The 11787-nt window shown below is 30.0% G+C and carries 11 protein-coding genes; 7 read left to right on the forward strand and 4 right to left on the reverse strand.

Annotated elements, in window-relative coordinates:
- Positions 1–6 precede the first annotated feature (6 nt).
- The 4 genes from H8923_RS09330 to H8923_RS09345 form a co-directional block, all read right to left on the reverse strand.
- Positions 7–1887 carry an NADH-quinone oxidoreductase subunit NuoF gene (locus H8923_RS09330; RefSeq protein ID WP_153972296.1) on the reverse strand — a complete coding sequence of 627 codons (1881 nt, stop codon included), beginning with the start codon at positions 1885–1887 and terminating at the stop codon, positions 7–9.
- Positions 1888–1900: 13 nt separating this feature from the next.
- Positions 1901–2398: an NADH-quinone oxidoreductase subunit NuoE family protein gene (locus tag H8923_RS09335; RefSeq protein WP_153972295.1), complete on the reverse strand. Its 498-nt coding sequence runs from the start codon at positions 2396–2398 to the stop codon at positions 1901–1903.
- Positions 2399–2755: 357 nt separating this feature from the next.
- A complete protein-coding gene (gene cls / locus H8923_RS09340) occupies positions 2756–4240 on the reverse strand; it encodes a cardiolipin synthase (protein ID WP_153972294.1) in 1485 nt (494 codons plus the stop codon).
- A 141-nt stretch (positions 4241–4381) separates the two neighbouring features.
- Entirely contained in the window at positions 4382–5251 is an 870-nt protein-coding gene (locus H8923_RS09345; RefSeq protein ID WP_153972293.1) for a formate/nitrite transporter family protein, read from the reverse strand.
- Positions 5252–5528: 277 nt separating this feature from the next.
- Here H8923_RS09345 and H8923_RS09350 point away from each other — a divergent pair, with 277 nt between their 5' ends.
- The 7 genes from H8923_RS09350 (at position 5529) to whiA (ending at position 11753) form a co-directional block, all read left to right on the forward strand.
- Positions 5529–6329: a formate/nitrite transporter family protein gene (locus tag H8923_RS09350; protein WP_153972292.1), complete on the forward strand. Its 801-nt coding sequence runs from the start codon at positions 5529–5531 to the stop codon at positions 6327–6329.
- Between the two features lie 326 nt (positions 6330–6655).
- Entirely contained in the window at positions 6656–7570 is a 915-nt protein-coding gene (gene murB, locus H8923_RS09355) for a UDP-N-acetylmuramate dehydrogenase (RefSeq protein ID WP_153972291.1), read from the forward strand.
- A 3-nt stretch (positions 7571–7573) separates the two neighbouring features.
- Positions 7574–8287, forward strand: coding sequence for a PHP domain-containing protein (locus H8923_RS09360; RefSeq protein ID WP_153972290.1), 714 nt, complete (start codon positions 7574–7576; stop codon positions 8285–8287).
- Positions 8288–8301: 14 nt separating this feature from the next.
- Positions 8302–9159, forward strand: coding sequence for an RNase adapter RapZ (gene rapZ, locus H8923_RS09365; RefSeq protein WP_153972289.1), 858 nt, complete (start codon positions 8302–8304; stop codon positions 9157–9159).
- A 13-nt stretch (positions 9160–9172) separates the two neighbouring features.
- The gene (locus H8923_RS09370) at positions 9173–10282 is read left to right on the forward strand and encodes a gluconeogenesis factor YvcK family protein (RefSeq protein ID WP_153972288.1); all 1110 of its coding nucleotides are present in this window, start codon (positions 9173–9175) and stop codon (positions 10280–10282) included.
- Between the two features lie 65 nt (positions 10283–10347).
- On the forward strand, positions 10348–10776 hold the full coding sequence (locus H8923_RS09375) for an NUDIX hydrolase (protein WP_153972287.1): 429 nt from the start codon (positions 10348–10350) through the stop codon (positions 10774–10776).
- A 23-nt stretch (positions 10777–10799) separates the two neighbouring features.
- Complete coding sequence (whiA, locus tag H8923_RS09380) at positions 10800–11753, forward strand: DNA-binding protein WhiA (RefSeq protein ID WP_153972286.1); 954 nt, start codon at positions 10800–10802, stop codon at positions 11751–11753.
- The last annotated feature ends 34 nt before the right edge of the window (positions 11754–11787 follow it).

Genomic DNA, 11787 nt, shown 5'->3' on the forward strand with positions numbered 1-11787 from the left:
AACTAATTACTTAGTGATTATAGCGTTAAATTTACACTTATCTATGCAAGTACCACATTTTAAGCACTTAGAAGTATCTATAACATGTTGTTCTTTTTTGTTACCAGTTATGCAACCAGCAGGACAAACTTTAGCACACATAGTACATCCTTTACAAGCATCTGTTATATAATAATCTAACATAGCTGTACATTTACCAGCAGGACATTTATGATCTTTGACATGAGCCAAATATTCATCATAGAAATATTCAAGTGTACTTAAAACTGGGTTAGGAGCACATTTACCTAGTCCGCATAAAGAAGTAGTTTTTATAGTAGTAGCTAAATCCTTTAAGTCAACAAGATCTTCTTCAGTTCCTTTACCTTCAGTTATTTTAGTAAGTAATTCTAGTAATCTTTTATTACCTATACGACAAGGAGTACATTTACCGCAAGATTCTTCAACTGTAAACTCAAGGAAGAATTTAGATATATTAACCATACAGTCGGAATCATCAAGAACAAGCATACCACCAGATCCCATCATAGACCCTATCGAACTTAAGGATTTAAAATCTATAGGAGTATCTAAATTTTTAGCAGATATACATCCACCAGATGGTCCACCAGTTTGAACAGCCTTGAACTCTCTTCCGTTAGGAATACCTCCACCTATTTCATAAACTATTTCTCTTAGAGTAGTTCCCATTGGTACTTCAACAAGCCCTACGTTATTTACTTTTCCACCAAGTGCGAACACTTTAGTACCAGGAGAATCTTCAGTACCATAGCTATTAAACCAAGAAGCACCTTGATTTATTATAGCTGGAATATTAGCGAAAGTTTCAACGTTATTTAAGCAAGTAGGAGAGTCCCATAATCCACGTTTAGATGAACTATAAGTTTTCATTCTAGGTTCACCACGTTTACCTTCGATTGAATGTATTAGAGCAGTACCTTCACCGCATACGAATGCACCAGCACCATATTTTAATTCTATATTAAAGTTAAATCCAGTTCCCATTATATTATTACCAAGAAGACCAGTCTCCTCAGCTTGTGCAATTGCAACTTTTAATCTTTCTATAGCAAGAGGATATTCAGCTCTTATATATATATATCCAGTATCCGCGCCAATAGAGTAGCCACATATTGCCATAGCTTCTAACACACTATGAGGATCACCTTCAAGAACTGATCTATCCATGAATGCTCCAGGGTCACCTTCATCAGCATTACAGACAACATATTTATTACCAGGAGCAGTATTAGCAGTAGATTCCCACTTGATACCAGTAGGGAAACCAGCTCCACCTCTACCTCTTAAACCAGAAGTTTTTACTTCAGCAATAACATCTTCAGGTTTTAACTCAGTTAAACATTTTCCAAGAGCAACATAACCATCGTTACCTATGTACTCATTTATATTTTCAGGATTTATGTGCCCACAGTTTCTAAGGGCAACACGACATTGTTTTTTATAGAATGACATTTCATCATGTCTTTCAACTTTTTTATGATCTAGAGCAGGCTCTTCAAATAATAATCTTTCAACGACTCTGTGATTAAGTATATGCTCTTGAACGATTTCTCTTGCATCTTCAGGTTTAACTTGAACATAGAAAACGTTATCCGGATAAACTTTAACTATTGGTCCTTTAGCACAGAATCCAAAGCAACCTGTTAGTTGAACTTCTGCATGATCAGAAAGACCTGCTTTTTCTATTTCAGATTTTAAATTTTCTATTATTTCCATACTGTCAGAAGATGAACATCCAGTACCTCCGCAAACTAGTATATCTCTTTTAGCTAAATCATCTTTAGTAAAGTTTTCTCTTAATTGAAGAGATGGTTTAAACTCTTTAACTGCTTTCTTTAATTCATCAAATGAATTTATTCTACTCATTATCTATCCCCCCTTAACAACTTAACTCTAGTTCTCTGTAATGATCTAAAATTTCACTAACTTTATCAGGTGTTACTTGTCCATAAACTTTACCGTTTACAACAACGACTGGAGCAAGTCCACAAGCACCAACACATCTCAAACCTTCTAGAGTAAACTTAAGGTCCTTAGTAGTTTCACCAGCTTTAATACCTAACTGTTTTTCAAATTCAGCTATTATCTTGTCTGCACCCTTAACAAAACATACAGTACCTAGGCAAACACTTATTTTATATTCTCCTATAGGCTCTGTAGTAAAGTAAGAATAGAAACTAACAACGCCATAAACCTTAGCAGGAGAAACCTCTAGTTTGTCTGCTATATAGAGTTGAACTTCTTTTGGAAGATAGCCAAAAATTCCTTGAGCAGTATGTAAAACTTGAATTAAAGCTCCTTTTTTAGATGGAAGAGAGTCTATAAATCTATCTAACTCTTCAAACAAGTTTTTGTTGCGAGAAACAAAATCGCACATAAAAATCCCCCTTTTAAATTTAAAGTTATTATTATATAAAAAATAATAAACTAGCACCTAAAATTAAAAAATCCCAATTTTAATATAATTTGAATAAGAAAATAAACGAAGTTGATGAGTTTTATGAATTGCATAGATGAATTAAGATAAATTTCTTGTTATTATTAACTATATTATTATTATAGTATATAAAAGTATCGAATAGTTAATATTGAAAGTTAAATATATGGAAAACATTTATAACATATATTTAGAATAGCAATGTACATCTATGATTAATTATAATAAAAAATACTCCTAAATGCATTAAATATAATTGTATTTAAGAGTATTTTTATATTAATATATATAATTTTTTTATAACAGAGGAGATAGTAGTCTAGAAATAGCTTCTTTGATTTTAATAGATCTAGGTCTAGAATTGTACATTTCTATAGTCATCGATTTAGATTTAGTAATATCCTTCTCAAATATTAGCCTTTGCTTCTTAGAAACATCTTCAGAATAAATAAAAGCATTTACCTCAAAATTAAGTTCAAAACTTCTAATATCCATATTGGCAGTTCCTATGGAACAAATAGAATCATCAATAACTATAGTTTTTGCATGTAAGAAAGCATCGTCACCATAAGTATAAATTTTAGCCCCAAATTTTAACAACTCACCCGCATAAGAACAAGATGCCCAATATACAAATGGATGGTCTGGTTTAGATGGTATCATTATTCTTACATCAACTCCAGATAAACATGCTATCTTTAATGAATCAATTAAAGTCCTATCTAAAATAAGGTACGGACTTTGTATATATATATATTTTCTAGCTTTTTGTATCATCTTAATATATCCATATTTAATTTCATCTAATTCAGTTATATCCGGTCCGCTAGAAACAATTTGAATTCCAACATTACTAGATGAATCATTGTAGTATATATTAGATGTTTGGTAGTCGTTAAAGTATTTTGCTAAGTCAAGATTTTCCTTAGTTGTGTATCTCCAATCTAAAATAAATCTTGTATTAAGATCAATAACAGATCCACCAGTAAGCCTTAAATGGGTGTCTCGCCATTCTCCAAACTTAGGGTCTTTGCCTAAATATTCATCACCTACATTATTTCCTCCGACAAATGCAACATTACCATCAATTACAACAATTTTACGATGATTTCTATAATTCAAATTGAAGTTGACTATCTTAAGTAGAGAAGGGAAGAATGCTCCGGTTTTAACACCATTCTTTTTTAATTTTATTAAAGTTTTATCTGAAAGTAGTCTACTACCAACTGAATCATATAAGAGTCTGACTTCAACTCCGCTTTTAGCTTTTTCAATAAGGATATCTATTATTTGATTTCCAATATTATCATCCTTAAAAATATAAAATTGTATATTTATATAGCTTTTAGCATTTTTTAGCTCTAGTAAAAGAGAGTCAAAGAAATCTTTAGAACGATCATAAATATTAACACTATTATTATTAGTGTAATGAGCGCTATTTGAATTAGTAAGAGCATCTATCATATCTATATTATTTTTTAAATTTTTATCATGCATAGATGAATACTTTAATATATCTTTTGTCTTAGATATATTTTCTTTTATAATCTCATCTTCTTGTTCTTTTATTTTAAACATATTGTCTTTTGCTACACCTCTACCAACTAACATATATAATATAAATCCCCCAGCAGGTAGAATAGTAAGAACTGCAGTCCAGGCAACTATTGTCTCTATACTTCTTTTTTCTTTAAAGATAAGAATTAGAATAACAATGAAGTTGATTATATATATAGATGTAGCGATAATTTCATAAGCTGAATACTCTAAAAATGATAACAATGAAGCACCTCCTAAATTTTGGGATTTATTCTATTATATAAAATAAATTAATAATTAAAAAGGATAAATATAAATCACAATACTAGTATAAACAAAAAGAGATTGAACTATCTTAGTAGAACAATCTCTTTTTGTTTATAATTAAGCAGCTATATTTTCAGTAGCTTTATTTTTATCTTCTTTTACGAATAAGAAATAATATACACCAGCAACAAATATTGCACCACCTAATATATTACCTATAGTAACAGGTATTAAGTTATTTATAAACATGCTAGGTATATTTAATTTTGCAGCTTCTTCTGCAGTTTTATGAGCAGCTTCTAAGTATAATGGATTAGATTTAGCAAATAATCCAGCGAAGAAATAAGCCATATTTGCAACGCAGTGTTCAAATCCTGTACATACGAATAAGAATACACCGAAGAAACCAGTTAAAACTTTTCCAGTTATATCTTTAGCACCATAAGTCATCCAAACTGTAGCACATACTATCCAGTTACATAATATACCAGACGCTATTGCAGCAGTCCAGCTGAATCCAAGTTTACCAATAGCATTCTTAACTACAACGCCACCGTATAAACCATTACTCCAATCAAATACACCAGATAAGCTTACTAACCAAGCTACTAATATTCCACCAAGTAAGTTACCAGTCCATACTAAAGCCCAGTTTTTGAAAGCTTGTCCCCAAGTAACTCTTTTCTTTAAAGCAGCTAAAGTTATAAGTATATTACCTGTAAATAAATCCGCACCAGCTATTAAAACAAATATAAGACCAGCTGGGAACATAAGTCCTGCTAATGCTTTACCTAATCCGTAAGTAGCAGGGTTTGCTAATAAGTTGTAAGCAGCACCTATTGAACCTAAAGCACCAAAAGCTATATAAGCTCCTGCAAGGAATGCAGATGCTAAAACTTTTTTAGTAGGTGTAGTTGCTTTTTTTACACCAGCTTCTATAGTATATTGAGCTATTTCAGCTGGAGCTAACATCATTTTTTGTGACATTAATAATTCCTCCTAAAATTTTTATTGTAAAAATTATAAATTTCGATATAAAGTGTCATTATCGACACAGCATTTAATATTATACAATAAAAAAAAATCTTTGTATACATTAAACAATGTATTATTATTGTTTTAATTTGGAAAAAGACAACAAGTATACCAATTAAGTTAGATTAAAAATATTGTATACATGAATGTGGCTTTAATATAAAAAGAAAAGGAATGATATAATAAATATGTAGTAAAAAATACCAAGGCTAATAAAGGGGGGAATTTTATGGACAAAAAATTCTTAACACCCGGGGAAATAGCTAAAGCAACTATAAATGCAGGTATCAAAAAGGCAAATCTTTCAATAAAGTCATGTATGATTCTAGGAATTCTCGCAGGTTTTTTCATAGGTTTAGGTGGTTTAGCAAATATAATAATTAGTCAATCAATTGGAGTATTTGATGCAGGTTTGGCTAAATTTTTAGGGGCAATGGTGTTCCCTGTTGGACTTATGTTGGTTGTAATCTGTGGGGCAGAGCTTTTTACAGGTAACAATCTAATGTCATTAGCAGTTATGGATAAGAAGATAACTATAGGTAAAATGTTTAGAAATTGGGGACTAGTATGGTGTGCTAACTTCATTGGATCATTGGCTTTAGTACTTCTTATATATTATTCAAATAGTCTAGGTGGAGATGCAGCTGCAAAGGCTATAGCTATAGGAGAGGCTAAGGCAAGTATTCCATTAATGGATGCTTTTTTAAGAGGTATACTTTGCAATATAGTTGTTGTACTAGCAGTATGGTTTGCTACAGCAGCTCAAGATATTATATCTAAGATATTTTCATGTTGGTTTCCAATTATGTTATTTGTATTATGTGGATTTGAGCATAGTGTTGCGAATATGTTCTTTATACCAATGGGAATGATATTAGGTGGAAATATAGCAATACAAAATCTTATTGTAAGTATAATAGTTGTAACTTTAGGTAATATCGTAGGAGGAGCATTGATAGTTCCATTTATGTATTATCACTGTTACATCAAAGAAGATAATAATAAATCAGTAAGTAATGCGACAAAATAAAACTGATACTTATAGAGAAAAAGCATATCTCAAAATAGAAATTATTTTGAGATATGCTTTTTTGTATAGCGTATCTATAATATATAAAACTTAGTTGATAACTTATATATTTTAGTAATAGCAATAGATTTTAAAATGTAAAAAAAGACTATTTATGTAATTTAATAAGTAGTTGAGGACATGAGTGAAGCGGATTTTTTATTATTTTTACTTCTTTAATATATATTGTTATTTTTTTTTTAATACATTATTATATTAAATATATAAAATTAATATAGTTAAATATAGAAATGATGAATAAATAGTATAAACTAGGAGGAAATATAATGAATAAGCAATATATATACGAAAGTTTATTAAATATAATAGATAAAAATAATATAAAAATTGATGAACCTATGAAAAAACATATATCTTTTAGAGTAGGTGGACCTGCAGATATATTAGTTAAACCAAATACAGAGAAAGAGTTAAGTGAATTAGTTAAATTTATTAAAAAGGAAAACATTCCTTACTTAATAATAGGTAATGGTTCAAATCTTTTAATAAAAGATGGTGGAATAAGAGGAGTTGTTATAGAATTATCGGATAATTTTAACAACTTCGAAATAGATGGAAACTTAGTTAATATACAGTCAGGAGCGTTACTTTCTATAGTAGGAAAGGCTGTTTTAAGAGAAGAATTAAGAGGATTTGAGTTTGCTTCAGGAATACCTGGAACTTTAGGTGGGGCATTAGCTATGAATGCAGGTGCTTATGGCGGAGAAATGAAGCATATAGTTAAATCTGTTAGACTTATGGATATGGATGGAAACATACATGAATTTAATAATGAAGAGATGGAGTTTGATTATAGAAAAAGCATACTATCAAGAGAAAACTATATAGTTTTATCTGCTGTAATAGAGTTAGAAAAAGGTAGTTATGATGAAATAAAAGAAAAGATGGCTGATTTTACTCAAAGAAGGGTTACAAAGCAACCTTTAAGTTTACCAAGTGCAGGGAGTACATTTAAAAGACCACCAGGGTATTTTGCCGGTAAATTAATTGAAGATAGTGGATTAAGAGGTCTTACTTTAAGAGGAGCACAAGTATCTGAGAAACACTGTGGCTTTGTTGTTAACTTAGGAAATGCAACAGCTAAAGATCTTTTAGATTTAATGTATGTAGTTAAGAGTACAGTAAATGCAAAATTTGGAGTAATGTTAGAGGAAGAAGTCAAAATACTTGGAGAGGATTAATAAATGCAAATACTAGCAGATTATCATACTCATACAATTTATAGTCATGGAAAAGGTACTATAGAGGAGAATGTTAAAGTGGCTATATCAAAGGGAATCAAAACTATAGGCATATCAGACCATGGATATAAGCATATGTCTTATGGAGTAAAAGTAAGAGATATAGCTAAGATGAGAGAAGAAATTGATAAACTAAATGAAAAATATAGTGAAATAGATATTCTTCTAGGAATGGAATGTAATGTATTAGATGAAAAAGGAAATATTGATCTTAGTGATAAGTTTAAATCATACTTAGATTATGTCATGGCAGGATATCATTTTGGATCTACACCTAATAATCTAAGAGGATTACTTAATCACTGCGATAATTATATTATTAGAAGTGTAAAGGCTAAGGAACATAATACAAATGCGATTATTAATGCTATGAGAAATAATGATATATTTGTTATTACTCACCCTGGAGATAAGGGGGATGTTTATATAGAAGAAATTGCAAAAGTAGCAAAAGAAACCGATACTAGATTAGAGGTCAATAGCAGTCATGGTTTTTTAAATGTTGAACAATTAAAGGCTATAAAACATTTAGAAAATAAATTGATCATAGGTTCAGATGCGCATGTACCAAATAATGTAGGTAATTTTAAATTAGCGATAGATACTATAAGAAAAGCAGGTATAGATACAAAACTAGTCGAAAATATAAGACTGTAAGAGGGGGAGTTAGGATGAAATTTGTAATTGTTACAGGTCTTTCTGGATCTGGCAAAAGTGAGGCTATGAGAGCATTAGAAGATATGGGATTTTATTGTGTGGATAACTTACCTCCTGCACTAATAACAAAGTTTGCGGAATTATGCTATCAGCCTAATTCAAGTATTGATAAGGTTGCATTAGGTATAGACATAAGAGGAAGAAAATTCTTTGAAGCTCTTCATGAAAGTTTAAACTATTTACGCAATGCAAATTATAAGTATGAAATGATGTATTTAGATTGTTCTGATAATGTTTTACTTAGAAGATACAAGATGACTAGAAGAAACCACCCTCTGGCTAATAATACTCAAATTCCTGAAGGCATAAAAATGGAAAGGAAAATAATGGAGCCATTAAAGGAAATTTCTGACTGTATAATAGATACATCTAATATGAAACCGAAGGATTTAAAAGAAGAGATATCTAAGATATATTCTGATGGAGAAAATAATCAAAATCTAACTATATCTGTTGTATCTTTTGGGTTTAAGCATGGAATTCCAGCAGATTGTGATTTAGTATTTGATGTTAGATTTTTACCGAATCCATATTATGTAGAAGAATTGAGACCTAAAACAGGCGATGATAAAGAAGTTAGAGAATATGTAATGGACTCTAAAATCAGTGAAGAATTTTATGAGAAGCTATTAGATATGATTAATTTCTTAGTTCCTCAATATATAGAGGAAGGAAAACATCACTTAGTTATAGGAATAGGATGTACAGGTGGAAGACATAGATCGGTTACTATATCTAATATGATATATGATGATTTATCAAGTAAAGGATATAGAGTAGTTAAAAAACATAGAGATTCTATGTTGAGATAACTTGGAGGAATTTATGAAAACCATATTTATTATAATTGGTATTTTAGGATGGATTTCCTTATTTATATCTTTATATCTATATAAAAAAATAACTAAGAATAGGAACCAAATCTTAGGTTCAAAAAATACCGAAAAAGAAGGACCTAAGGTAGTTGTTATTGGAGGAGGAACAGGGCAATCTATATTTCTAAGAGGGTTAAAGCACTATACTCAAAATATTACAGCTATAGTCACTGTTGCTGATGATGGAGGCGGATCAGGTGTTTTGAGAGAAGATTTAGGAATGTTACCTCCAGGAGATATAAGAAACTGTTTACTAGCTCTTGCAAATATAGAGCCTACTATGAATGAAGTTATGCAATATAGGTTTACAGATGGAAATCTAAAAGGTCAAAGTTTTGGAAATTTATTTATTGCAGCTATGAATGGACTTTATGGTAATTTTGAAACTGCAGTCTATAAAATGAGCGAAGTATTTGCTATAACAGGCCGTGTTCTTCCTGTTACATTAGAAGATGTAAATTTAATAGCTAAGTTGAAGAATGGAAACATAATAAAGGGTGAGTCTAGAATACCTGTAGAAGTTAGATCTCAAAAATCTAATATTGATAAATTAACTTTGGATCCTATGGATGTTACACCTTTAGAAGAAGTAATTACATCAATATATAATGCAGATATAATTGTCATGGGTCCAGGAAGTTTATACACAAGTATAATACCTAATTTATTAGTAAAAGGAGTAGTTAAAGCTATAAAAAAATCTAATGCACCAAAAGTATATATATCAAATATCATGACACAGCCAGGAGAGACAGGAAATTACAATGTATTAGATCACGTTAATGCTATAAATAAGCATACCAATAAAGAATTAATAGATTATGTAATTGTTAATAATGAAATATTGCCTGAAGATGTTTTTGAGAAATATAAAAAAGATGGCGCAGAACAAGTTTTATTAGATGAACTTCAAAATAAAGAATTAGATGATATGGGTATAAAAATTATAGAAGATAATTTAGTTGAAGTTAAAAAGAATTATATCAGACATGATGCAAAACATATAGCTGATATAATTGTTAACTTGGCACTAAGTCATAATTATGACAATGATAAGTAAAAAAGGATTTTAAAGATTTGTGTAGAAATCCTTATTATTATGTTAGTTTTAAGGAGTGAACATCTATGAGAGAAGAGGTTAGTGCCGGTGGAGTAGTATTGTTTGGAAATGCCGTTCTTTTACTGAGGAAGTTTAATGGAGACTGGGTTTTACCTAAAGGAAAAGTAGAAGAAGGGGAAAATAAGCAAGAAGCAGCACTAAGAGAAGTTTTAGAAGAAACAGGTGTCAAAGCAGATATATTAAAATATTTGGGAGAAATACATTATACGTTTAAAGAAAACTGGGATGAGAATAGAGCAGTTCACAAAACAGTTTTTTGGTATTTAATGAAAGCTAGAAGTATGGATACTATACCGCAAAAAGAAGAAGGATTTATTGATGCTAAATTCATTCATCTAGATAGGGTCGTTGACTTAGCTAGATACGATGATGAAAAAGAAATAATTAAAGTAGCGTTACAAGAAATAAAAAAAAGAATTAAGAATAATAGCTAGTCTATAGATTATGGGTGAATAAGATGTCATTTTCAGCTGAAACAAAGAATGAATTAGCTAGGATAATGCCTGAAAATAGAAATTGTAGCTTAAGTGAATTATCAGCTATAATAAAGTTGTCAGGAAGTATACAAATCGTAGGCTATAAGAAATTAAATATAAAAGTAATAACTGAGTTAAACTCTATAGCAAGAAAGGTATTTAAGTTATTAAAGCAAAATTTTGATATAAATACAACTATAAGTGTAAATAAGAATCAAATGTTAAAGAGAAATAATAGTTATGTTCTTGTTGTTAAAAGTGAAATGGGAGCGGAAAAACTATTAAGAGATTTAGGTATTTTGCCTTCGGAGGATGCATTTTACCCTTTAAATGAGGTGCCAAAAGAACTTTTAAAGAATGATGAATGTATAAGATCATTCTTAAGAGGTGCATTTTTAGGAGGAGGATCCATTAGTGATCCAGAAAAAAATTACCATATGGAGTTTGTGACTAATAATGAAGATTTCGCAAACTCATTAAAAGACCTTATAAATTCTTTAGGCTTTAACTCAAAAATAGTATCAAGAAAAAATAATTATGTGGTATATCTTAAAGAAAGTGAGCAAATATCTGATTTATTAAGTATAATAGGAGCACATAATGCTCTTTTAAGCTTACAAAATACTAAAATAGTAAAAGAAATGAGAAATAATGTAAATCGAATAGTTAATTGTGAAACAGCCAATTTATCTAAAACTGTAAATGCAGCAGTAAGACAAGTGGAGAACATTAGATTTATACAGGAAACTATAGGAATAAGTAGTTTACCAGAAAATCTACAAGAAATAGCAAGAATTAGAGAAGAATATGAGGATATGACATTAAAGGAACTAGGGGAAATGTTAAATCCACCTATAGGTAAATCTGGGGTAAATCATAGGCTTAGAAAGATAGAAGAAATAGCAAATAAATTAAGAGAAAATACTTATAAGTAAGGGGTTATATTTTATATAGCCTCTTTTTGTTTTA

The organism is Romboutsia faecis (genome assembly GCF_014323405.1).
GTDB classification, from domain to species: domain Bacteria; phylum Bacillota; class Clostridia; order Peptostreptococcales; family Peptostreptococcaceae; genus Romboutsia_E; species Romboutsia_E faecis.

Coding starts and splice junctions, on each gene's coding strand:
- H8923_RS09330 (WP_153972296.1), bottom strand. CDS start 1,887: ATGAGTAGAATAAATTCATTTGATGAATTAAAGAAAGCAGTTAAAGAG.
- H8923_RS09335 (WP_153972295.1), bottom strand. CDS start 2,398: ATGTGCGATTTTGTTTCTCGCAACAAAAACTTGTTTGAAGAGTTAGAT.
- H8923_RS09345 (WP_153972293.1), bottom strand. CDS start 5,251: ATGTCACAAAAAATGATGTTAGCTCCAGCTGAAATAGCTCAATATACT.
- H8923_RS09350 (WP_153972292.1), top strand. CDS start 5,529: ATGGACAAAAAATTCTTAACACCCGGGGAAATAGCTAAAGCAACTATA.
- murB (WP_153972291.1), top strand. CDS start 6,656: ATGAATAAGCAATATATATACGAAAGTTTATTAAATATAATAGATAAA.
- H8923_RS09360 (WP_153972290.1), top strand. CDS start 7,574: ATGCAAATACTAGCAGATTATCATACTCATACAATTTATAGTCATGGA.
- rapZ (WP_153972289.1), top strand. CDS start 8,302: ATGAAATTTGTAATTGTTACAGGTCTTTCTGGATCTGGCAAAAGTGAG.
- H8923_RS09370 (WP_153972288.1), top strand. CDS start 9,173: ATGAAAACCATATTTATTATAATTGGTATTTTAGGATGGATTTCCTTA.
- H8923_RS09375 (WP_153972287.1), top strand. CDS start 10,348: ATGAGAGAAGAGGTTAGTGCCGGTGGAGTAGTATTGTTTGGAAATGCC.
- whiA (WP_153972286.1), top strand. CDS start 10,800: ATGTCATTTTCAGCTGAAACAAAGAATGAATTAGCTAGGATAATGCCT.